Origin of the sequence: Paraniabella hibiscisoli (assembly GCF_022512515.1) — a bacterium.
Lineage (GTDB): Bacteria > Bacteroidota > Bacteroidia > Chitinophagales > Chitinophagaceae > Niabella > Niabella hibiscisoli.
In genome coordinates this window covers 3,023,046-3,043,142 of sequence record NZ_JAKWBK010000001.1, presented here as the reverse complement: position 1 = coordinate 3,043,142, position 20,097 = coordinate 3,023,046, and the positions used below count along the sequence as shown (strand labels likewise).

Genomic DNA, 20,097 nt, shown 5'->3' with positions numbered 1-20,097 from the left:
CTCTTATGACTTACCAGGAGTTGGTTAATAATTACAATAATTATTCGGACGAGCAATTACTTGAAGTGTATGACAGGCTGGGAGACTACTCTTCGGAAGCAAAGGAGGCCTTGTTTTATATTGTAAAAGGTAGGGGTGGTATTGATATTCTATTAAAAAACAAAGAGGAAAAATTACGCGATACGGCAGAGATTGAAAGGATTCAAGAAGAAGTAATGGCTTTAAAAAAGGTTCCGTTTGATTTAGATTTTCTGTCCCAAAGCATTTCGTCTGACAGTTTAAATGAAGCTCAGATAAAAGACGTCATACAAAATGCACTCGAAGAAAAAAGCAGGGATATCGAAGACAGAAAACTTAAACCCCGGACTTTTATTGCCGGAATACCAGCAGCAATTTTGGCTACGATATTGGCAGGAATCATGTGGGGATTACAGTTGATGTGGTCTGGCAGAATGTTCCTTATCATTCTTATTGGTGTTATTCTTCTATGCTATGGAACTATTAAAGCGTTTACAAAACAGTCCTATAAGAATGCAGCTGTGATAACATTAACCATCATCTCTACATTGATGGCCTTGTTGATGGGGCAAGTTATGTTTGAAGTATTTGGGCGACAATAATTTTCCTTAAAACATTACCTGGCTGGTCAATTTTAACTGATACTTTTCGCAGCTACCCAACCCGTGCTCCAGGCATTTTGAAAGTTGTAGCCGCCGGTAATACCATCCACATCAATTACTTCCCCGGCAAAAAGAGGTTAGGCTGCTTTTTGCTCATCATAGTATTGGAATCGATTTCACTTAATGTAATACCTCCGGCCGTCACAAACTCTTCTTTAAAAGTGGTTTTACCTTTTACGGAGAAAAGATAATTGGTTAGCTTTTTTACCAGCTCATTTTGAGGTTTGGCAGGCAGGTCTGCGCGGCGACAGGTTTCGGGAATATTACATTCTTGCAAAAAAACTCCCATAACCTTTGAGGTAAACCAAATGGGTTTTTATGATACAAAAGTGATGAACCGTTTTCATTGCGTATATGCAGGAATTGCTCCTTTAAAGTTTGCTCATTATAATCCGGTAACCAGTTAATGATGGCTTCAAACTCCCAGTTCCTTTCGGCCAGTTCTCTTGCCGCATAAGCGCTTAGTTTTAATACGCCAGGTCCGCTTAATCCCCAGTGGGTGATAAGAACCGGTCCCTGTTGCTGCAATTTGCTGCCTGCTATTTTTACCAGGGCATTAGGTACACTAACGCCCATTAATTGAGTGATCGGATGCCTGGGTAGATTAAATGTAAATAAGGAGGGCACGGGTGTAGAAAAGCTATGCCCTGTTTGCATTAACCAGTCAAACATGGAGGCCTTGGGAAAGCCTCCGGTAGCAATGCATACATAAGAAGCTGTCAGTTCTTCATTATTAGCGGTTAAAAGCCTGAAACCCTCTTCGGAGTTTTGTACACTTTTAATATCGCAATGCATCCGGATCTGTACGTGATACTTATCAGCTTCTCTTAGCAGGCAATCGATAATAGTTTGAGAAGAGTCTGATATGGGAAACATACGCCCATCTGCTTCAGTCTTTAATGCTACGCCCCGTTCTTTAAACCAGGCAATTGTATCATTAGTAAAAAAGCTATGAAAGAGTTTCTTTACAAAATTAGCGCCCCTGGGATAACGTTTTGACATTTCAACTTTATCAAAACATGCATGAGTTACATTACAGCGACCGCCCCCACTTACTTTTACCTTTGATAATAATTTATTGGAGCGCTCTACAAGCGTAACCTTTAAAGAAGGATTCATTCTCGCTGCATTTACAGCGCAGAAAAAACCGGCTGCTCCGCCACCAATTACTATTAAGGATTTATGATTTATGATCTGAGATTTAAGATTTATGGTTGGTTTTGAACAGCCCAGTGGGTCATGAACCTTATATCAACCGCACACAAACAAGTTAGGGTTATTCCTTTCTGCTTCCTCTATAGGTGCATAATTGGACAGTATATCCGCTTTATCTTTTCTTACACATACATCATGTTCAAAATGCACCGAAGGCTTGCCATCTTTAGTACGGATAGTCCAGCCATCAGGTTCTGTGAATACGTCTTTCTTACCCATATTGATCATCGGCTCAATGGCCAATACCATTCCTGATTTAAGCTTCTTACCACTACCCCGCTTCCCGTAATTAGGTACCTGAGGATCTTCATGCATGCTTTGGCCTAACCCATGTCCTACCAATTCCCTTACTACACCATAGCCATATTTCTTCTCGGTATGTTCCTGTATGGCAAAAGCAAGGTCTCCTATAAAATTGCCGCTAACCGCTTTCTCAATGCCCTTGTAAAGTGATTCTTTAGTTACCCTTACCAGCTGCTGTACGTCTTCGGCAACCTCGCCTATTACAAAAGTATAAGCATGATCACCATGCCATTTATTAAGGATGATGCCCACATCTATAGAAACAACATCGCCATCTTTCAGTTCACCTTTATTGGGAAAGCCGTGTACCACTACATCATTCACAGAAATGCAGGAATTGAACGGATATCCATGATAGTTGAGAAAAGATGGAACACCATTATGATCTTTAATGTAGTTTCCTATAAACTCATCAAGGGACAAAGTAGTAATGCCCGGTTTTAAAATTTTTGCAACTTCAGTCAAAGTCTGGCTTACCATTAACGCACTTTTGCGCATCAGTTCCACCTGTTCATCCGTTTTGATAATAATCATAGCCTGCAAAGTTCATAAAAAAACCCGGTAAAACCGGGTTTGTATTTCAATAAATTAAATGCGCTATTTAGATCTGTACAGCAGAGCTCGTTTGTCTGCCCTGTATACGACCACCTTTCATTAATCCATCGTACTGGCGCATCATTAACTGTGTTTCGATTTGCTGTAATGTGTCTAACACCACACCCACCATAATCAACAGCGATGTACCTCCGAAGAACATAGAGAAGGCCTGTGTCATTCCGAATAATAACTGGATTAAACCAGGAAGAATACCAATAAAGGCCAGCATTACTGCGCCCGGAAAAGTAATTCTATCCATAATGCTACCGATATAATCAGTAGTAGGCTGGCCAGGTTTTACACCCGGGATAAATCCATTATTTTGTTTCAGGTTATCCGAGATCTGTTTAGGATTAAAGATCAACGCTGTGTAAAGGAAAGTGAAGCCAATTACTACAACAGAGTAGATCAGCATATACCAGCCACTTGTGTGATCTGTAAACATACGTCCCAGGTCTCCGCCATTTTTACCTAAAGTAAATAAAGTGGGGATAAACAAAATAGCCTGAGCAAAGATGATCGGCATTACACCTGCACTGTTCACCTTTAAAGGTAAGAACTGGCGTGCACCACCAAACTGTCTGTTACCCACTATTTGTTTAGCATAGTTAACAGGTACCTTTCTTACCGCCTGGATCAATAATATACAACCCATGTTAATGGCTATGTATACCGCGATCTCGATAATAAAGATAAGGATGTCACCTGTACGCTGAGAACGGAAGGAAAGCTCTTGTGCGAATGCCTGCGGCAAACGGGCAAGGATACCCATCATAATGATCAGGGAAGTACCGTTTCCTAAACCTTTATCAGTTATTTTCTCGCCTAACCACATTACAAACAAAGTACCTGCAGTTAAAACTACAACTGTTGTTAATGTGAAATAAGCAGCATTAAAACCAGGAACAATAGCTGGTCCTGAAGTTTGACGCAAATAAGCTACATAAGCAAAAGCCTGAACTATGGTAACTAATACAGTGATATAACGGGTCAACTGGTTGATCTTTTTACGACCGCTCTCCCCTTCTTTCTGCATTTTCTGGAAAGTAGGCACCAGCACTGTCATTAACTGCACAAAGATAGACGCAGTAATGTAAGGCATAATACCTAATGCAAAAATGGATGCCATATTAAAGGCACCACCGGCAAAAGTGTTGATCAGATCCAGGATGCCGTTCTGAGACTGAGACTTGCTCAGTTGTTCTAAAGCAATTGGATTGATTCCAGGCAAAGTGATATGAGCACCTAACCTGTAAACAGCTACAAGCAATAAAGTGAAAAGAATCTTACTCCTTAACTCTTCAATGCTCCAGATATTCTTTAATGTTTGTATAAATTTTTTCACCTGATTTCTCTTGAATATTTTTATTGATACCGATCTCCGGAGAGATCTTGCTACAAGAGGAACTTCGAAGAAGTTGCATCTTAATTAAACAATCGTCAAAATCAAATGACGCACCCCACTGGTGCGTCAAATATATTTTTCAGAATTAATTTAAAATCTCTACAGTTCCGCCAGCTGCCTCAATAAGAGATTTAGCTTTTTCGCTTATTGCATGTACTTTAAAGCTGAACTTACCTTTCAATTCACCGGTTGCCAAAACTTTAACCTTATCTGTTTTGCCTACTGCACCAATTTGATAAAGGCTATCAAAAGTAAATTCGGTTAAACCATAAACTTCAGCGTAATGATCAAACTGACCTACGTTGAATACTTTATAAGCGATTTTATTAGGGTTTTTAAATCCTCTTTTAGGAACACGACGCTGAATAGGCATCTGACCACCTTCGTGCGCCATTTTGCTTTTGTAACCAGCACGGCTCTGACCACCTTTGTTACCTTTGGTTGATGTACCACCGTAGCCGCTACCTTCACCACGACCAATTCTCTTTTCTTTGTGAGTAGAACCTTTTGCAGGTCTTAATTCATGTAATTTCATTCTTTGCTTTTTTAAACTTACGCCTCAAAGCCGAGGCTCGCTTCTTAAAATGATAAATGTAGAATTTTAAGGATGCAAATGTATAACACTTACACTTCAAATTCTACATTTACTATGGAAAATATTAGATTTCTTCTACTTTCACCATATGCTCTACCTTGCGGATCATACCGAGCACCTGTGGAGTAGCTTCAACTTCTTTACTGCTATTAGTTTTGTTTAAACCCAAAGCCTGCAAAGTTAATTTTTGTCTTTCCGGGCGATCGATCGGGCTTTTTACTAATGTTATTTTTACTTTTTTCATTTCGATTTTGTTTAACGTTCAGAGTTGAATGTTTAAAGTTTATTACAGAACATCGAACTTTAAACTTGAAACTTTAAACGATATTAACCTTGAAATACTTTCTTTAAACCTAAGTTGCGTGTTTTTGCGATAGTTACCGGCTCACGTAACATAGCCAAAGCTTTAAATGTAGCTTTTACCACGTTATGAGGGTTAGCAGAACCTAAAGATTTCGCTAATACGTCATGTACGCCAGCAGCTTCCAAAACAGCACGCATAGAACCTCCTGCGATTACCCCTGTACCCGGTGTGGCTGGCAAGATCATTACTTTAGCTGCACCATCTTTGCACCATTGGTCATGAGGAATAGTACCTTTCAAAATAGGAACTTTGATCAGGTTCTTTTTGGCATCTTCAATACCCTTTGTAATAGCTTCCTGAACCTCTTTGGCTTTACCCAAACCATGGCCTACGACACCATTACCATCGCCTACTACTACTAAAGCTGAAAAACTAAAAGCACGGCCACCTTTTGTAGTTTTTACTACACGGTTGATAGCTACTACCTTGTCTTTTAACTCAAGATCGTTTGCTTTTACTTTGTTGTACGTAACTGTTGACATTATATCTATTTAGAATTATAGTATTTATTAAAATTGAAGACCGCCTTCTCTTGCACCATCGGCTACTGCTTTCACACGGCCATGATACAAATAACCACCACGATCAAAAACCACTTCTTTTACATTCAACTCGCCAGCCTTACGTGCAATAGCTGCACCTACTAATTTGCTTTTATCGCTTTTAGTACCGCTTTGAGCTTTGATATCTTTATCTTTTGAAGAAGCCGCAGCAATAGTTAAACCTTGGCTGTCATCGATCAACTGAGCATAGATATCGGTGTTGCTGCGAAAGATAGCCAATCTTGGCTTTTGCGCAGTACCACTAATTTTTCTACGAATAGTGTGGCGAATTTTTAGTCTTCTTAATGATTTTACGTTTGACATCTTTTTATTATTTTTTCCTGATGCTGCCAGGAATATTTTAGAGTTTAAAGTTCAATGTAAAACGTTGAACTTTAAACATTAAATGATTTATTTACCAGCCGATTTACCAGCTTTCTTCCTTACGATCTCACCTACAAAACGAACACCTTTTCCTTTGTAAGGCTCTGGCTTGCGCAGGCTGCGGATCTTTGCACATACCGCACCTACTAATTGCTTATCGCTACCAGTAATGGTAATAATAGGATTCTGACCTTTCAGTTGCTCTGTAGCCAGTGTCAGTTCACTCGGAACCTCAACCAGGATGTTATGAGAATAACCTAAAGACAGATCCAACAGGTTTCCCTGGTTGGTAGCTTTATAACCCACACCCACTAACTCCAATTTCTTTTCAAAGCCTTCAGTTACACCCTGAACCAGGTTAGCCAATAAAGCGCGGTATAAACCATGCTGGGCACGATGCTGGATCTGGTCAGAAGGACGGCTTACAGTAAGCTGACCATCTTTTACTTCTACTTTAATTTCAGGATTAACAGCTTGCTTCAGCTCGCCTTTTTTCCTTTTACAGTAACTACGTTATCGCTACTCACCTGCACTGTTACGCCATCCGGAACAGTGATGATTTTTTTCCTATACGTGACATAATTTCTTTTTAAAAATTATTATTAATAATCTGAAAATGTAGATTGACCGTGTTCAGTTTCCGTATAGAGAACTTATATTGTCACTCAATTTTATTTTTAGAGATAACCTGAAACCATTTTCTACATTCCAGGTCATCTTATATTTACGCTTAGTAAATGTAGCAAAGAACTTCGCCGCCTACGTTTTGAGCTTTTGCTTCTTTGTCTGTCATAACTCCTTTAGAAGTAGACAGGATAGCTACACCCAAACCATTTTTTACTCTGCGAATTTCCGCAGGTTTTGCGTATTGACGAAGACCGGGACGGCTTACTCTTTCCAGGCTCTGGATAGCAGGCTGTTTAGAATCTGCATCATATTTCAATGCAATCTTAATAACGCCTTGTTTGCTGTCGTCTTCAAATTTGTACTTAAGGATATAACCTTGTTTGTACAAGATCTCAGTCATGCGTTTTTTAAGGTTAGATGCAGGAATATCAACCACACGGTGACCCGCCATTTGCGCGTTACGTATTCTTGTTAAGAAATCTGCTATTGGATCTGTTACCATAATCTATATTTAAGACCTGTCTGCCGACAGGCAGGTTGTAGATTTAATATTTATTTATTGGTCGGTAAATATTAAATAATCAATATTCAATATTCGAAGTCAATTACCAGCTGGCTTTTTTAAGTCCTGGAATTTTCCCGTTCAAAGCCATGTCTCTCAAAGCAACCCTGGAGATACCAAAGTAGCGAACATAACCTTTAGGACGACCAGTAAGCTGGCAACGGTTTTTAAGACGTACTTTAGACGAGTTCTTAGGAAGCTTATCTAAAGCGGCATAATCACCGGCTTGTTTCAACTCTTCTCTTTTAGCCGCATATTGTTCAACTAATTTTTCTCTCTTTAGCTGACGGGCTTTTATTGAAGTTTTTGCCATTTTATATTATTCAGTTTTATTAATTACTCAGCGTTTCTTTTAATATTTTTGAAAGGCATGCCTAATTCTTTCAACAGTTCGTAAGCTTCTTCATCAGTTTGAGCTGTAGTTACGAAAGTAATATCCATACCAGTGATCTTGTTTACTTTGTCAATATCAATTTCAGGGAAAATGATCTGCTCAGTAACACCCATAGTATAGTTACCACGGCCATCGAAAGATTTTTCGTTGATACCTTTAAAATCACGTACACGAGGTAAAGCCACAGAAATCAGCCTGTCTAAAAACTCGTACATTTTCTCACCGCGCAAAGTTACCCTTGCACCGATAGGCATAGCCTTACGAAGTTTAAAGTTAGAGATATCCTTTTTTGACTGAGTGATTACCGCTTTTTGTCCAGTGATGGTTGTCAGTTCGTCTACTGCAACATCTACCAGCTTTTTATCGGTAACAGCACCGTTTACACCACGGTTTACGCAAATTTTTTCAAGCTTGGGCGCCTGCATTACACTTTTGTAAGCAAACTTTTTAACCAAAGCAGGCGCTACTTCGCTTTTATATTTTGTTGCCAACCTTGGAGTATATGTATTTGTGCTCATGATCTTTTTGTTGTTTTAATCGATATAATGCTGCCTAGTGGCAGACAGGGATTAAATTTTTTCTCCCGATTTTTTAAATACACGGGCAGTTTTACCGTTTTCGCGCTCACGTCTTACTTTAGATGGAGCTTTTGCTTTTGCATCCCATAACATTACATTACTAATGTTAATAGGAGCTTCGCTTTTTACGATACCACCTTTTGTGTTTTGCGCGGAAGGCTTGGTGTGGCGTGTTTTAATATTAACACCTTCTACCAGCACTTTACCTGCTTCAACCAATACTTCTTTTACTAGGCGTGGTTTGGTTCTATCCTTATCTGCACCAGTAATCACAACCACCTGGTCGCCTTTTTTAATGTTGTACTTGGGTTTAAATCTGTTGCTCATTTTAAATTAATTTGCTAATGTGATAATGAGCCGATTAGCCAATTATACACATAAAATTTATTCGAACTTTCATTAGCACATTAGCTCACCGGCTAACTAGCTATTTAATTTATAATACCTCAGGTGCCAGTGATACAATTTTCATGTATCCTTTATCACGCAATTCCCTGGCTACCGGGCCAAAAATACGTGTACCTCTTGGTTCGTCTGCTGCATTCAGTATTACTACTGCATTGTCATCAAAACGAATGTAAGAACCGTCTTTACGACGTAATTTATTAGTAGTGCGTACAATAACTGCTTTAGCAACTGTACCTTTTTAATACCGGCTGCAGGCATTGCGTCTTTAACGGTAACTACTATTTTATCGCCAATTCTTGCATAACGCTGGCCGCTGTTGCCTAATACACGAATACAAAGTACTTCCTTCGCGCCGCTGTTATCTGCTACATTTAACCTGCTTTCTTGCTGTATCATTTTTTAGATTTTAGATGTTAGATTTTAGATGTTAGATGAAGCACTTTATCCAAAATCATCTCCTTTACAATATATTACTAAAGCTTAGTAGTGTATTTCACGATAAAAGTCTCAATACTAATATCTCAATACTAAATTCTAATTACTTCACTTTTTCTACTACTTCAACCAATCTCCAACGCTTTAATTTGCTCAGCGGACGGGTTTCCATAATTTTAACGGTATCACCAATGCTGCACTCATTTTTTTCATCGTGCGCATGAAACTTGGTGGTCTTTTTCAAAAACTTACCGTAGATAGGGTGTTTTACTTTTCTTTCAATAGCAACAGTAATGGTTTTCTCCATCTTATTGCTGGTAACAACCCCAGTTCTTGTTTTTCTTAAATTTCTTTCAGACATTTTAAATAATTTGTCGTTTGACGTATTGACTTTTATGCTTGTTCAACCGCTGTTTTCTGGCTGATAAGAGTTTGGATGCGGGCAATGTCCTGGCGCAGGCCGCGAATAGACATTGGGTTCTCAAGCGGAGTGATTGCGTGAGCAAATTCCAGCTTCTTTAACCTTTGTTTAGATTGCTCCAATTGCACTTTCAAGTCTTCTACACTCAATCCCTTAACGCTATCTAAGAATTCTTTCTTTTTTGACATGACTTTATTTTTGAGAATGGCGAATTAATTAGTAACTAAATCTCTGCGCATGGTGAACTTGGTCTTGATCGGTAATTTACCAGAAGCCAATTGTAATGCTCTGCGCGCAACTTCTTCACTAACACCATCTACTTCGAATATGATACGGCCTGGCTGTACTACAGCTGCCCAATACTCAAGGTTACCTTTACCTTTACCCATACGAACCTCTGCAGGTTTGTTAGTAATAGGTTTATCAGGAAATATGCGGATCCATACATTACCTTCCCTTTTCATGCTACGGGTAAGTGCCTGACGAGCTGCCTCAATCTGACGATCAGTAATCCAATGAGAGTCTAACGCTTTTAAAGCATAGGAACCAAAAGATATAGTAGTACCTCTTTTAGCGTCGCCTTTCATGCGACCTTTTTGCATTTTCCTGTGCTTTGTTCTCTTCGGTTGTAACATTGCTTATTTAATTTGCTAACGTGATAATTTGCTAATGAGCTAATCTCACATCTGTTTTCTTAAATCTATATTCATTAGCTCATCAGCATCCCGATAGCCATCGGGGCAATTGGCTAATTGGTATAATTAATTTTTTCTATCTCTTGCACCGCGGCGGTCACCTCTTCTGTCATCACGACGATCTCCACCTCTTCTTTCGTTTCCACCAACTGCTTTATCGTTTCCGGCTATAATGTTCGGGTTCAAATCTCTTTTAGCTAAAACCTCTCCTTTACAAATCCATACTTTGATACCGATTTTACCGTACACGGTTTGAGCAAATACGTTTGCATAATCAATATCCATACGGAAAGTGTGCAAAGGAACACGACCTTGTTTGAACTCTTCGCTACGGGCAATTTCAGCACCATTTAAACGACCGCTTAATTTAACTTTGATTCCTTCAGCACCCATGCGAAGCGCAGAAGCAATAGCCATTTTAGTAGCACGTTTGAAATTGATACGGTTCTCGATCTGACGGGCGATAGTATCACCAACAATCATAGCATCAGTCTCAGGGCGACGGATCTCTAAAATGTTAATCTGAACATCATCGTTACCAGTTAACTTCTTCAGCTCTTCTTTGATCCTGTCAACCTCACCACCACCTTTACCGATGATGATACCTGGTTTAGACGTATGAATAGTGATGATTAATTTACCTAAAGTTCTTTCGATAACGATCTTAGAAATACCACCCTTGTTGATACGGGCATTCAGGTAAGTTCTGATCTTGTTATCTTCGATTAACTTAGAAGCGAAATCTCTTTTGCTTCCATACCAATTAGATTCCCATCCGCGGATGATACCTAACCTGTTACCAATTGGATTTGCTTTTTGACCCATGTTTATTGGTTATGCGTTTTTAGTTTCTTTTGTCTTATTAGTTGCAGCCCCGCCTGCCTGGCGGGCAGGTTTAGCTTTTTAGAAGCTTTGGCATCTTCACCTTTTACGTCTACAATCACTGTAACGTGGTTGCTACGCTTACGCACGCGGTATCCACGACCCTGAGGTGCCGGACGCATACGCTTTAAAGTTCTACCACCATCTACAAAAATAGTTTTAACCACTAATCCTGTTTCATCGCCACCTTCGTTCTTTTGCTTCCAGTTGCTGATGGCACTCAATACCAGCTTACGCAAAGGCACTGAAGAGTGCTTGGGGTTATGTTCTAATTCAGCCAACACTAAATCTACTCTCTGACCACGTATTAGGTCCGCAAGCAGCCTCATTTTACGAGGTGATGTTGGATAATTTCTAAGTTTTGCTACTGCTTCCATTTTAGAAGTTTAAAGTTTAAAGTTTAAAGTTTTGAAATCCTCGCTGCTTTAAACTATACCTTGTTATAATTTCTTTACTTACTATTATTATTTACCACCAGCGTGACCTTTGAACTGGCGTGTTGGCGCAAACTCACCTAACTTATGACCTACCATAAATTCAGTTACATAAACCGGGATAAATTTGTTTCCGTTATGAACCGCAAATGTGTGGCCTACAAAATCAGGAGAAATAGTAGAGCGACGGCTCCAGGTTTTAATCACCGATTTTTTTGCGCTTCCTTCGTTAATTGCTAACACTTTTTCTCTAAGTGAGTAGCTATATAAGGACCTTTTTAATTGAACGAGCCATATCTTAATTTCTAATTTCCAGTTATTAATTATTTAGAAAGCTTCTTACCGTTTTTACGTTGAATGATCAACTTGTCGCTACCCTTTCCTTTAGTCCTTGTTTTCAGACCTCTAGAGTATTGACCGTTACGGCTGCGAGGCTGACCTCCCGATGCACGGCCTTCACCACCACCCATTGGGTGATCTACAGGGTTCATGGCAACACCACGGTTTCTTGGTTTAATACCTTTCCACCTGTTTCTACCAGCTTTACCCATGCTTTGCAGGCTATGATCGCTGTTGCTTACTACACCAACTGTAGCAAAACAGTTAATCAATACTTTTCTTAATTCGCCGGAAGGCATTTTCAATACCGCGTATTTTTCTTCCTTGTTCGTAAGCTGTGCAGAAGAACCTGCGCTACGAGACAATTTACCACCCTGGCTTGGGTTTAACTCGATGTTGTGAACGTTAGTACCCAAAGGCATGTTCTTTAACTTCAAAGTGTTACCAATTTCTGGTGCCACTGCATCTCCGCTAATAACCTTTGTGCCTACAGTTAAGCCCTGAGGAGCGATGATATAACGTTTTTCGCCATCTGTGTATTCAACTAAAGCGATAAAAGCTGTACGGTTTGGATCGTACTCAATAGAAACTACAGTAGCTTCTATGTTGTGCTTATCTCTTTTAAAGTCTACGATACGATATTTTTTCTTATGACCACCACCTCTGTATCTCATAGTAAGATGACCAGAAGAGTTACGACCACCAGTGCTCTTTTTAGTTTCTAACAAGCTTTTTTCAGGCTGGTTAGTAGTGATTTCAGCGTAAGCGTTCCCGATTCTCCAACGGGTACCTGCTGTCATCGGTTTGAATTTCTTTACTGCCATTTTAATTCTTCTAACAATTTTTTATTGCAACACTTCGCGGCGGTTGATTGCCTTTCGTTTTAGTTAATGGATCATTATTCAGGGTTCATAACTTATGAACCACCAACGAATGAACTATTTACAGATTTGCGTACAGATCAATTTCTTCACCTTCAGCTACAGTAACGTAAGCTTTTTTATAAGAAGGTTTCTGACCTTTGATAAAACCAGCTTTTGTATAACGGGTTTTATTTTTAGCAGGAGCAACTACTGTATTTACGCTTGTTACGTTTACACCGTAAAAAGTTTCGATAGCTTTTTTAATCTCCAGCTTGTTCGATCTTTTATCAACCTTGAAAGCATAACGACGCAATTTTTCTTGCTGAGCATTTGCTTTTTCGGTTAAAATTGGCTTTATTAAAACTTGAGAAGGATTCATCTTCTTTTAATTTGATACGTTTGATAATATGCTTATGCTTCTGCTACAACACCTTCCTCTTCAGAGAAAACTTTTGCAGCGCTTTCAGTAAGTACTAATACTTCAGAGTTAACGATGTCGTAAGTATTTAAGTCGCTCAACGATACACCTAAAACAGAAGGTACATTACGTAAAGACAATTCAACATTATCGTTAAATACGTCAGAAACGAACATTAATTTTTTCTCTCCAACATTCAGTGCACTTAATACACCTGTAAATGCTTTTGTTTTCGGAGCTTCGAAATTCAGGTCTTCCACTACTACGATAGCATTTGCTTTTGCTTTATAAGAAAGGGCAGAAATCTTTGCAAGATCTTTAACCTTCTTATTCAGTTTAAAGCTGTAATCGCGGGGCTTAGGACCAAAGATAGTACCACCACCTTTATATAAAGGGTTACGGATATTACCTTTACGGCTACCACCGGTACCTTTTTGTTTGTGTAATTTTTTGCTGGAACCTTTTACCTCAGCACGGGTTTTTACTTTGTTAGTACCCTGACGCTGTGCAGCTAAATATTGTTTAACTGCAAGGTAGATAACGTGATCATTAGGTTCAATTGCAAAGATATCATCAGGTAATTCAACCGAACGACCAGTACCCTTACCTTGTATATTTAAAACTTCAACTTGCATTTTCTTTAATTTATATGTTAAGGTTGGGTTGTATTAATTTTGAATTAAAACGATAGAACCAATATGACCCGGTACAGACCCGCTAACCAGAATGTAATTCTTCTCAGCAAAAATCTTAACCACTTTCAACCCTTTCATTTTAATCCTGTCACCGCCCATACGGCCTGCCATGCGCATACCTTTCATAACGCGTGCAGCGTCAGAAGAGTTACCCAGTGAACCCGGAGCTCTTTGACGATCGTGCTGGCCGTGAGACTGCTCACCTACCCCGCTAAAGCCGTGGCGTTTTACAACACCCTGGAAACCTTTACCTTTAGACGTGCCAACAACGCTAACTTTTTCTCCTTCTGAGAAAATGTCAACGTCTATAGTTTCGCCAAGGGCTTTTTCTATTGAGAAATCACGAAATTCTGTTGAAAACTTTTTTGCTGCAGTGTTAGCTTTTGCAAAGTGGTTTTTTCTGCCTGGTTAGTGCGGCTTTCTTTTTTGTCACCATACGATACCTGTAATGCATCGTATCCGTCTGTGTCTTTCGTTTTCACTTGTGTAACAACACAAGGACCTGCTTCAATAATCGTGCAGGCTGTTTGTTTGCCTGAAGGATCGTAGATGCTGGTCATCCCTAATTTTTTCCGATAATACCTTTCATTTTTTACAATTTAAATAGGCAGAACAGGGTATTATCGGGGACTTGAAGCAAAATGAAAGCTTCCATCGATCCCTCCCGATATCCCGTCTGAATAATTCAGTCGGGCAGATCTCGGACTATCAACCTTTTCCTTTATCGGGAAGTACTGATAGTAAACAAACCCTGAACGGCTTGTTTTATGTTGGTTCTCAACTATTTAATGTTGAGAATATTTTTAATCAGAGCTCTTTTTTCCTTTCGGAGTTGAGAGATGACAGTTTGTTGTAAGAACTATTTTGAATCCTGTTAAGCCAGGACTCGAAAGCTGTTAGGCTTTAATCTCAACCTCTACACCACTTGGCAGGTCCAATTTCGACAACGCATCTACTGTGCGTGAAGAAGACGTATAAATATCCAACAATCTTTTGTGAGTAGCTAATTGAAACTGCTCACGGCTCTTTTTATTAACGTGTGAGAGCGAAGAACTGTGAATATTTTACGGTGTGTAGGAAGAGGAATAGGGCCTGTTACTACAGCGCCAGTGCTTCGTACAGTTTTAACGATTTTCTCTGCTGATTTGTCAACTAAATTGTGATCGTAAGACTGTAATTTTATTCTGATTCTTTGCGACATTGTTAGATACCCTTTTTGAAATGGGAGTGCAAATGTACAGTTAAGTATTTAAATAATCTAATTTTTAAAAACAATTTTTCGGAGAATTTCCAATTTATCTGAAAAAGGGGGCTTTGTCGCTGTTGGAGGCGCTTCCGGCTCTTTTAGATTGTAGCTTTTATCACTCTAATCAAATTAGCACCTTCCAAAACGCAGAGTCCTCACAGCAGCTGACATTGAACTCCAAACTATTTTATTACCCACCTGTAAAATATGGGAAACTGTTTCTGCCATTCTGCTTCATTATGCCTGCCGGTCTTTTTATCCTGGATTTTAACTGTATAGCCGGATATTGCTGCAGTAATTCTACCACTTTTTGTACGCCAGGCACCATATCCTTACCTTCCAGCCCACCGGCATAAAAATATACTTTGCCTTTTAATCGACCGGCGTTTAGTTTGATGTTTTTCAAAATCTCCTTATCTGCTAACCAAAAAGCAGGGGAAAAAATGCCGGCTTTGCCAAAAACACCCGGATATTTCAAAATGGCATACATCGAAATCAGCCCTCCCATAGAACTTCCGGCAATAATTGTGTTAGGAGGTTCTTTCAAAGTACGAAATCGCTGATCTATAAAAGGCTTTAAGGTTTTTACCAGGAAATCCACATAGGCATTTCCCTCTCCTTTTCCAACTCGGGATGATCGTAAGGATTATACTCGTTCATCCTTTTTCACACCTCCATTATCAATGCCCACTACTATGCACGAGGCTATTTTAGCAGAATCTAAAAATTCATCCACTCCCCATTCGCCGGAAAAAGCGGTTGACTCGTCAAACAGGTTTTGTCCATCCTGCATGTAAAGCACCGGGTAATGCTTTGCAGGCGCCGATTCGTAATCTGCCGGCAGGTACACCCATATCCGCCGATACCGGTTCAATTCAGGCATATAAAACGAAGAATCTATAATATGTACATTTTTGCTGGCTGTACTCATTTTATTTTCCCTTTTGAAATCGTCCTGCCATCCGACTATTGAAATCTGGATTGTCGTATCCTTTTTAACACTGATGGCACGATTGGGTATATTGTTTCCATTGCTGTCGGATTCCACCGTTCGCCAGCTTCCTTTTGTTAATTTAAACTCCAATAATTCTACACTTACAGGAATTGTAACGGCAAAACTATCTTTATACTGCGGTAACCTCACCAATTTAAAATCATTGTCATCTGGTTTCCATCCGTTAAAATTGCCGGCTATATAAATAGCCGAATTGTTAGTAGTAGTTGAAGGAACAGATTTTAAAACAATGGTAAGCCGCGCAACCTGCGCCTTAGAGAAGCTACAAACAAATAAAAGAAAAGCCAGGCAATGTAATCGGTAATTCAATACTAACAACTTTTAAATTAAAGCTACAGAAAAACCTGTTGGCTTGTGACTGTGTAACATAAACTTTACAGTACACATAGCATTATCACATGGGCTTTTCCTATTTTTGAACAAATTGATTATTAATGAAGAAAATTATTTTGCCAATAATTGCACTTTGTGTGGCCGTTACAGCTTTTGCCCAAAATGGCATAAAACGTCCTAAACTGGTGGTTGGGTTAGTAGTAGACCAGATGCGTTGGGACTACCTATACAGGTATTATGATCGTTACGAAGCCACCGGAGGCTTTAAACGTATGCTTAATGAAGGTTTTAGCTGTGAAAACACATTTATCAATTATATCCCATCCTATACTGCCATTGGTCACACCACGGTATTTACCGGCTCTGTACCTGCTATTCATGGTATTTCAGGTAATAACTGGATTGACCAGGCCTCAGGAAAGAACGTTTATTGTACCGATGACTCAACCGTTCAGGGTGTGGGTAGTAACTCCAGCGCCGGCAAAATGTCTCCGCGCAACCTGCTCGCTACTACCATAACAGACGAGCTGCGCCTGGCTACCAATTTTCAGTCAAAAGTAATAGGCGTATCGCTCAAAGACCGGGCTTCCATTTTACCAGCAGGTCATAACCCAACAGGAGCTTTCTGGTTTGATGATGCCAATGGCGATTTTATTACCAGTAGCTGGTATATGAACGAACTACCGAAATGGGTGAAAGATTTTAACGCAAAAGATGAGCCGGGCAGACTTACTGCAACCCCTGGACCACGCTCTACCCTATCAACACTTATAAACAAAGTACAGTAGACGATGTGAAATGGGAAGGGAAATTCAAAGGTGAAACTACTACCGCGTTTCCTCACAATCTGAAAGAAGTATACAAAACAGACAAAGATGTTATTCGCAGTTCTCCCTTTGGCAATACACTTACATTAGATTTTGCCAAAGCTGCTATTGAAGGCAATAACCTGGGTGGCGGAGCGGTTACAGACTTCCTTACGATCAACTGCGCTTCTACAGACTATGTAGGCCATAAGTATGGCCCCAATTCTATAGAGATAGAAGACGTTTACTTACGTTTAGATAAAGAGCTGGGTGCCTTTTATAAATACCTGGATCAAAAATTAGGAAAAGGTAATTACCTGGTATTCCTAACTGCCGATCATGGTGCAGCGCATGCCATCAACTTTATGAAAGAGTACAAAATGCCGGCAGAATTCTTAGAACTAAAAAAGATCACAACGAGCCTGAACGATGCTTTAAAGGCCCAGTTCGGTGCAGAGAAAATAGTGCTGTCTAATACCAACTACCAGATCAACTTTAACAAGAAGGTAATTAAAGAGCAAAAACTGGACTATGATGCAATTAAAAAAGCATCTTTAAAATTCCTGAAAGATGTGCCTGAACTGCAATTTGTAATTGATGTAGAAAATATAGGCGCTGAACCCATACCGCAAGTGATCAGGGAAATGACTATTAATGGCTACAACAACAAACGCTCCGGCGCCATACAGCTGATCCCCTACCCGGCCTGGTTTGAAGGCGGATACGGAGGCACAGGAACCACCCATGGTACCTGGAACCCGCATGACACCCATATCCCGCTGGTTTGGATGGGTTGGGGTATTAAGCCCGGCAAAAGTAATCGCGAAGTGTATATGACCGATATCGCTCCAACTGTTGCAGCCTTATTACGTATTCAAATGCCTAATGGCGCTATTGGCAAACCTATTACTGAGGTAACGCAGTAAGATGCCAAATATTGGGTACTCGATACCCCAAAAGATAATAAATGCCATCTTCGCGGATGGCATTTATTATTGACGGAAAGCAATATTTTGAGTCAGCTGATGAACAACGCAGATGATTGATTATTTTTCAACTAAAATCAAAAAGAATGGAACTGCAACAACAATTTGAAAAAGCAGCTGAAGAGAGCAAAACCCTCAGCGAAAAACCTTCCAACGAGATCCTGTTACAACTCTACTCATTATACAAACAGGGCTCTGTTGGCGATATTAATATTGATCCGCCTTCTAATCCTTTCGATATCGTTAATAAAGCTAAATTCAATGCCTGGGAAGCTTTAAAAGGGAAAACAAAAGACTCGGCGATGCAGGAGTATATAGCTTTGGTTCAGCAGTTAAAAGGTTAATGCTATTGTATTGAAAGATTCAGAATACAAAAATGCAATCTTCCGCTGCAGGCATCGCCTGATCTGGCTATTGCAACAGGCTTGTTAAACCTTTAAGTTTGATCTTATTTCAATCAAACTTAAAATCCCTCAATATGGCGCACACCATCCAGGCGGTTAGCAAATACGCTTACTCCAATACATTAAGCAATAATGATTATGCGGTAAAATTATCCCTTTGGAAACTGAACGAAAACAAAAGCGATGCTAAAATAGCCGATATCAATTTCGTGTATGACGGGCAGCCGCTGCCGGCAAATAGCTTTCAGGCAGATCTGAAATATGCCAAACTGTTTATGCCAGAGAAAACTTTTGCCAGAATCATAGATCAATTAAGAAACGAAAAACCGCTATGCTTAGTCATCAACCCGCCATTTGCATTTTTAAGTACCGATACTTTAGAACCTGTTGGCGACGGTGAACTGCAGCAAGGCTAACGGATTTCGCTTGCCTATTTTCTAGTGCTTCCTGAAAAAGTCAGTAGTGTATTTTATTGCCTTTTCCCAATCGCCCGGGTGCCTGCCAAATCCATGATCGGTGTTCATCATCACCAATTCGCTGGCTACATTTTGGGATCTTAATTGTGAATCATATTGTCTCGCATCTTCGATAGTACTGAAGTGAGGGGCAAACCGCAGATCATCATCGTTCGTATCAGACATCACCGTTATGTTAGGCATTCCGGGTGCATGCAAAGAAGATACCCAATTCGGTGAGATGGCCATCAGGTGTAATGCGTTTTGCTTTATGGGTTCAGCGCCCGACATACGATGCAGTAATTCTTTTATAGCAGGCCAGTACTCATGGTTGGGGGATTATTATACAACTCCTCAGGCAAAGTCACATTGGTCAATCCGGCCAGATTTCCGGATGCCCTCACCTGCTTATTGAGGTTCTTTTCGCCCTGTACATAAAGCATCGCCAAAGTTCCCCCTGCACTATGTCCGGCCATATACATTTTTGAGGTACCCGAACCAAAACCGCCAGCCAATATTTTATACATTTCTACTGCAGCTGCAATATCATCCACTTCATCTTTTACCTTAATAGCAGAGCTGATACGCGGCGGCGGTGTTTGATCCAGTCCGGTGGCATCAACCAGCCTATGGCTTACATTTATGGTTACAAACCCTCTGGACATAAACAGCTTTGCCCTATCCGTAAAGTCTTCTTTGGTGCCCGCAACAAACCCACCACCATGAATAACGAATACTACAGGAGTAGCTGTATTAAAATCTTCAGGAAAATAAATATCCATCTTCTGTAACGCATGGGTACCGTAACTAATATTCAATTCCTGCCTTTCCAGCTGGTAAATCCTGTTATCGTCTATATTCATTTGCGCTTCCTTTTTACAACCCGCTAAAAATAATATAAACAGGAAGAGTACCGGTATTTTTTGATGATGTAATTTTTCATAGCGATATAATTTGTAAAAAAGTAGCTTGCCGAGCCCTCTAAGTCAATAGCTACTAACCGGTAATTTTCATCA

29 protein-coding genes and 4 pseudogenes are annotated in these 20,097 nt (G+C 39.9%); 5 read left to right on the top strand and 28 right to left on the bottom strand.

The genetic code is table 11. The features are described 5' to 3' along the window. Positions 1-5 precede the first annotated feature (5 nt). Positions 6-620 carry a DUF1827 family protein gene (locus MKP07_RS19040; protein ID WP_240848584.1) on the top strand — a complete coding sequence of 205 codons (615 nt, stop codon included), beginning with the start codon at positions 6-8 and terminating at the stop codon, positions 618-620. A 264-nt stretch (positions 621-884) separates the two neighbouring features. Here MKP07_RS19040 and MKP07_RS19035 read toward each other — a convergent pair whose 3' ends face one another. From MKP07_RS19035 to MKP07_RS18910, 26 genes and pseudogenes are all read right to left on the bottom strand, one after another. Next, positions 885-1,799, bottom strand: coding sequence for an aminoacetone oxidase family FAD-binding enzyme (locus tag MKP07_RS19035; protein WP_240848583.1), 915 nt, complete (start codon positions 1,797-1,799; stop codon positions 885-887). A 132-nt stretch (positions 1,800-1,931) separates the two neighbouring features. Further along, positions 1,932-2,732, bottom strand: a complete 801-nt coding sequence (map, locus tag MKP07_RS19030) for a type I methionyl aminopeptidase (protein WP_240848582.1) — start codon at positions 2,730-2,732, stop codon at positions 1,932-1,934. 67 nt (positions 2,733-2,799) lie between these two features. Beyond that, on the bottom strand, positions 2,800-4,140 hold the full coding sequence (secY, locus tag MKP07_RS19025; RefSeq protein ID WP_240848581.1) for a preprotein translocase subunit SecY: 1,341 nt from the start codon (positions 4,138-4,140) through the stop codon (positions 2,800-2,802). Positions 4,141-4,285: 145 nt separating this feature from the next. After that, on the bottom strand, positions 4,286-4,735 hold the full coding sequence (gene rplO / locus MKP07_RS19020) for a 50S ribosomal protein L15 (RefSeq protein WP_240848580.1): 450 nt from the start codon (positions 4,733-4,735) through the stop codon (positions 4,286-4,288). Positions 4,736-4,859: 124 nt separating this feature from the next. Continuing rightward, complete coding sequence (rpmD, locus tag MKP07_RS19015) at positions 4,860-5,039, bottom strand: 50S ribosomal protein L30 (RefSeq protein WP_240848579.1); 180 nt, start codon at positions 5,037-5,039, stop codon at positions 4,860-4,862. 83 nt (positions 5,040-5,122) lie between these two features. Next, positions 5,123-5,641, bottom strand: a complete 519-nt coding sequence (gene rpsE, locus MKP07_RS19010; protein ID WP_114790707.1) for a 30S ribosomal protein S5 — start codon at positions 5,639-5,641, stop codon at positions 5,123-5,125. A 27-nt stretch (positions 5,642-5,668) separates the two neighbouring features. Next, positions 5,669-6,025 carry a 50S ribosomal protein L18 gene (gene rplR / locus MKP07_RS19005; protein WP_240848578.1) on the bottom strand — a complete coding sequence of 119 codons (357 nt, stop codon included), beginning with the start codon at positions 6,023-6,025 and terminating at the stop codon, positions 5,669-5,671. Positions 6,026-6,112: 87 nt separating this feature from the next. Then, positions 6,113-6,544, bottom strand: a complete 432-nt coding sequence (rplF, locus tag MKP07_RS19000; protein WP_317236053.1) for a 50S ribosomal protein L6 — start codon at positions 6,542-6,544, stop codon at positions 6,113-6,115. 271 nt (positions 6,545-6,815) lie between these two features. Then, a complete protein-coding gene (gene rpsH, locus MKP07_RS18995; protein ID WP_262919368.1) occupies positions 6,816-7,214 on the bottom strand; it encodes a 30S ribosomal protein S8 in 399 nt (132 codons plus the stop codon). A 103-nt stretch (positions 7,215-7,317) separates the two neighbouring features. Next, positions 7,318-7,587 carry a 30S ribosomal protein S14 gene (rpsN, locus tag MKP07_RS18990; RefSeq protein ID WP_114790703.1) on the bottom strand — a complete coding sequence of 90 codons (270 nt, stop codon included), beginning with the start codon at positions 7,585-7,587 and terminating at the stop codon, positions 7,318-7,320. 23 nt (positions 7,588-7,610) lie between these two features. Continuing rightward, on the bottom strand, positions 7,611-8,186 hold the full coding sequence (gene rplE, locus MKP07_RS18985) for a 50S ribosomal protein L5 (protein WP_240848577.1): 576 nt from the start codon (positions 8,184-8,186) through the stop codon (positions 7,611-7,613). A 51-nt stretch (positions 8,187-8,237) separates the two neighbouring features. Further along, complete coding sequence (gene rplX, locus MKP07_RS18980; protein ID WP_240848576.1) at positions 8,238-8,573, bottom strand: 50S ribosomal protein L24; 336 nt, start codon at positions 8,571-8,573, stop codon at positions 8,238-8,240. Between the two features lie 109 nt (positions 8,574-8,682). Continuing rightward, positions 8,683-9,050 (bottom strand): annotated as a pseudogene (rplN, locus tag MKP07_RS18975) (50S ribosomal protein L14). A gap of 142 nt (positions 9,051-9,192) precedes the next feature. After that, positions 9,193-9,450, bottom strand: coding sequence for a 30S ribosomal protein S17 (rpsQ, locus tag MKP07_RS18970; protein ID WP_240848575.1), 258 nt, complete (start codon positions 9,448-9,450; stop codon positions 9,193-9,195). 32 nt (positions 9,451-9,482) lie between these two features. Next, complete coding sequence (gene rpmC, locus MKP07_RS18965; protein WP_240848574.1) at positions 9,483-9,698, bottom strand: 50S ribosomal protein L29; 216 nt, start codon at positions 9,696-9,698, stop codon at positions 9,483-9,485. Between the two features lie 24 nt (positions 9,699-9,722). Beyond that, positions 9,723-10,145, bottom strand: a complete 423-nt coding sequence (gene rplP / locus MKP07_RS18960) for a 50S ribosomal protein L16 (RefSeq protein ID WP_114790697.1) — start codon at positions 10,143-10,145, stop codon at positions 9,723-9,725. Positions 10,146-10,271: 126 nt separating this feature from the next. Continuing rightward, positions 10,272-11,030: a 30S ribosomal protein S3 gene (gene rpsC, locus MKP07_RS18955; RefSeq protein ID WP_240848573.1), complete on the bottom strand. Its 759-nt coding sequence runs from the start codon at positions 11,028-11,030 to the stop codon at positions 10,272-10,274. Between the two features lie 2 nt (positions 11,031-11,032). After that, entirely contained in the window at positions 11,033-11,464 is a 432-nt protein-coding gene (gene rplV, locus MKP07_RS18950; protein ID WP_240848572.1) for a 50S ribosomal protein L22, read from the bottom strand. A gap of 87 nt (positions 11,465-11,551) precedes the next feature. Further along, entirely contained in the window at positions 11,552-11,764 is a 213-nt protein-coding gene (gene rpsS, locus MKP07_RS18945; RefSeq protein WP_449589225.1) for a 30S ribosomal protein S19, read from the bottom strand. Positions 11,765-11,844: 80 nt separating this feature from the next. Then, positions 11,845-12,684 (bottom strand): 50S ribosomal protein L2, encoded by an 840-nt coding sequence (gene rplB / locus MKP07_RS18940; RefSeq protein ID WP_240848571.1) that lies wholly within the window; start codon positions 12,682-12,684, stop codon positions 11,845-11,847. 118 nt (positions 12,685-12,802) lie between these two features. Next, on the bottom strand, positions 12,803-13,102 hold the full coding sequence (gene rplW, locus MKP07_RS18935; RefSeq protein WP_114790692.1) for a 50S ribosomal protein L23: 300 nt from the start codon (positions 13,100-13,102) through the stop codon (positions 12,803-12,805). 32 nt (positions 13,103-13,134) lie between these two features. Beyond that, positions 13,135-13,776 carry a 50S ribosomal protein L4 gene (rplD, locus tag MKP07_RS18930; RefSeq protein WP_240848570.1) on the bottom strand — a complete coding sequence of 214 codons (642 nt, stop codon included), beginning with the start codon at positions 13,774-13,776 and terminating at the stop codon, positions 13,135-13,137. A 33-nt stretch (positions 13,777-13,809) separates the two neighbouring features. Beyond that, positions 13,810-14,175: pseudogene (rplC, locus tag MKP07_RS18925) on the bottom strand (50S ribosomal protein L3); the annotation flags it as partial. Then, positions 14,166-14,396 carry a hypothetical protein gene (locus tag MKP07_RS18920; protein ID WP_240848569.1) on the bottom strand — a complete coding sequence of 77 codons (231 nt, stop codon included), beginning with the start codon at positions 14,394-14,396 and terminating at the stop codon, positions 14,166-14,168. The gene MKP07_RS18920 and the pseudogene rplC, both read right to left, overlap by 10 nt. 336 nt (positions 14,397-14,732) lie before the next feature. Next, positions 14,733-15,037, bottom strand: a pseudogene (gene rpsJ, locus MKP07_RS18915) (30S ribosomal protein S10). Positions 15,038-15,272: 235 nt separating this feature from the next. Next, positions 15,273-15,965, bottom strand: a pseudogene (locus tag MKP07_RS18910) (alpha/beta hydrolase). 566 nt (positions 15,966-16,531) lie between these two features. Here MKP07_RS18910 and MKP07_RS18905 point away from each other — a divergent pair. The 4 genes from MKP07_RS18905 to MKP07_RS18890 all read left to right on the top strand — a co-directional run bounded on the left by MKP07_RS18905 (position 16,532) and on the right by MKP07_RS18890 (position 19,042). Beyond that, positions 16,532-17,218, top strand: a complete 687-nt coding sequence (locus MKP07_RS18905) for an alkaline phosphatase family protein (RefSeq protein ID WP_240848568.1) — start codon at positions 16,532-16,534, stop codon at positions 17,216-17,218. Between the two features lie 5 nt (positions 17,219-17,223). After that, the gene (locus MKP07_RS18900) at positions 17,224-18,162 is read left to right on the top strand and encodes an alkaline phosphatase family protein (protein WP_240848567.1); all 939 of its coding nucleotides are present in this window, start codon (positions 17,224-17,226) and stop codon (positions 18,160-18,162) included. A gap of 146 nt (positions 18,163-18,308) precedes the next feature. Next, positions 18,309-18,566 carry an acyl-CoA-binding protein gene (locus MKP07_RS18895; RefSeq protein WP_240848566.1) on the top strand — a complete coding sequence of 86 codons (258 nt, stop codon included), beginning with the start codon at positions 18,309-18,311 and terminating at the stop codon, positions 18,564-18,566. Positions 18,567-18,700: 134 nt separating this feature from the next. Further along, the gene (locus tag MKP07_RS18890) at positions 18,701-19,042 is read left to right on the top strand and encodes a hypothetical protein (protein ID WP_240848565.1); all 342 of its coding nucleotides are present in this window, start codon (positions 18,701-18,703) and stop codon (positions 19,040-19,042) included. Positions 19,043-19,063: 21 nt separating this feature from the next. On the opposite strand, the gene MKP07_RS18885 is transcribed toward MKP07_RS18890, so the two are convergent. Both MKP07_RS18885 and MKP07_RS18880 read right to left on the bottom strand, forming a co-directional pair. Then, entirely contained in the window at positions 19,064-19,372 is a 309-nt protein-coding gene (locus MKP07_RS18885) for a hypothetical protein (protein ID WP_240848564.1), read from the bottom strand. Between the two features lie 17 nt (positions 19,373-19,389). Then, the gene (locus MKP07_RS18880) at positions 19,390-19,944 is read right to left on the bottom strand and encodes an alpha/beta hydrolase (RefSeq protein ID WP_240848563.1); all 555 of its coding nucleotides are present in this window, start codon (positions 19,942-19,944) and stop codon (positions 19,390-19,392) included. Positions 19,945-20,097 lie beyond the last annotated feature (153 nt).

Bases quoted from the DNA above. Each gene is read 5' to 3' on its own strand.
- rplE (WP_240848577.1), bottom strand. From the start codon at position 8,186: ATGAGCACAAATACATATACTCCAAGGTTGGCAACAAAATATAAAAGC.
- MKP07_RS19040 (WP_240848584.1), top strand. From the start codon at position 6: ATGACTTACCAGGAGTTGGTTAATAATTACAATAATTATTCGGACGAG.
- rpsH (WP_262919368.1), bottom strand. From the start codon at position 7,214: ATGGTAACAGATCCAATAGCAGATTTCTTAACAAGAATACGTAACGCG.
- rplX (WP_240848576.1), bottom strand. From the start codon at position 8,573: ATGAGCAACAGATTTAAACCCAAGTACAACATTAAAAAAGGCGACCAG.
- rpmC (WP_240848574.1), bottom strand. From the start codon at position 9,698: ATGTCAAAAAAGAAAGAATTCTTAGATAGCGTTAAGGGATTGAGTGTA.
- MKP07_RS18880 (WP_240848563.1), bottom strand. From the start codon at position 19,944: ATGAATATAGACGATAACAGGATTTACCAGCTGGAAAGGCAGGAATTG.
- rpsQ (WP_240848575.1), bottom strand. From the start codon at position 9,450: ATGTCTGAAAGAAATTTAAGAAAAACAAGAACTGGGGTTGTTACCAGC.
- MKP07_RS18905 (WP_240848568.1), top strand. From the start codon at position 16,532: ATGAAGAAAATTATTTTGCCAATAATTGCACTTTGTGTGGCCGTTACA.
- rplP (WP_114790697.1), bottom strand. From the start codon at position 10,145: ATGTTACAACCGAAGAGAACAAAGCACAGGAAAATGCAAAAAGGTCGC.
- rplW (WP_114790692.1), bottom strand. From the start codon at position 13,102: ATGAATCCTTCTCAAGTTTTAATAAAGCCAATTTTAACCGAAAAAGCA.
- MKP07_RS18920 (WP_240848569.1), bottom strand. From the start codon at position 14,396: ATGACCAGCATCTACGATCCTTCAGGCAAACAAACAGCCTGCACGATT.
- rpsN (WP_114790703.1), bottom strand. From the start codon at position 7,587: ATGGCAAAAACTTCAATAAAAGCCCGTCAGCTAAAGAGAGAAAAATTA.
- map (WP_240848582.1), bottom strand. From the start codon at position 2,732: ATGATTATTATCAAAACGGATGAACAGGTGGAACTGATGCGCAAAAGT.
- MKP07_RS18890 (WP_240848565.1), top strand. From the start codon at position 18,701: ATGGCGCACACCATCCAGGCGGTTAGCAAATACGCTTACTCCAATACA.
- rplO (WP_240848580.1), bottom strand. From the start codon at position 4,735: ATGAAATTACATGAATTAAGACCTGCAAAAGGTTCTACTCACAAAGAA.
- rpsC (WP_240848573.1), bottom strand. From the start codon at position 11,030: ATGGGTCAAAAAGCAAATCCAATTGGTAACAGGTTAGGTATCATCCGC.
- MKP07_RS18885 (WP_240848564.1), bottom strand. From the start codon at position 19,372: ATGTCGGGCGCTGAACCCATAAAGCAAAACGCATTACACCTGATGGCC.
- MKP07_RS19035 (WP_240848583.1), bottom strand. From the start codon at position 1,799: ATGAATCCTTCTTTAAAGGTTACGCTTGTAGAGCGCTCCAATAAATTA.
- rplD (WP_240848570.1), bottom strand. From the start codon at position 13,776: ATGCAAGTTGAAGTTTTAAATATACAAGGTAAGGGTACTGGTCGTTCG.
- rpmD (WP_240848579.1), bottom strand. From the start codon at position 5,039: ATGAAAAAAGTAAAAATAACATTAGTAAAAAGCCCGATCGATCGCCCG.
- rplB (WP_240848571.1), bottom strand. From the start codon at position 12,684: ATGGCAGTAAAGAAATTCAAACCGATGACAGCAGGTACCCGTTGGAGA.
- rpsE (WP_114790707.1), bottom strand. From the start codon at position 5,641: ATGTCAACAGTTACGTACAACAAAGTAAAAGCAAACGATCTTGAGTTA.
- MKP07_RS18895 (WP_240848566.1), top strand. From the start codon at position 18,309: ATGGAACTGCAACAACAATTTGAAAAAGCAGCTGAAGAGAGCAAAACC.
- rplR (WP_240848578.1), bottom strand. From the start codon at position 6,025: ATGTCAAACGTAAAATCATTAAGAAGACTAAAAATTCGCCACACTATT.
- rplV (WP_240848572.1), bottom strand. From the start codon at position 11,464: ATGGAAGCAGTAGCAAAACTTAGAAATTATCCAACATCACCTCGTAAA.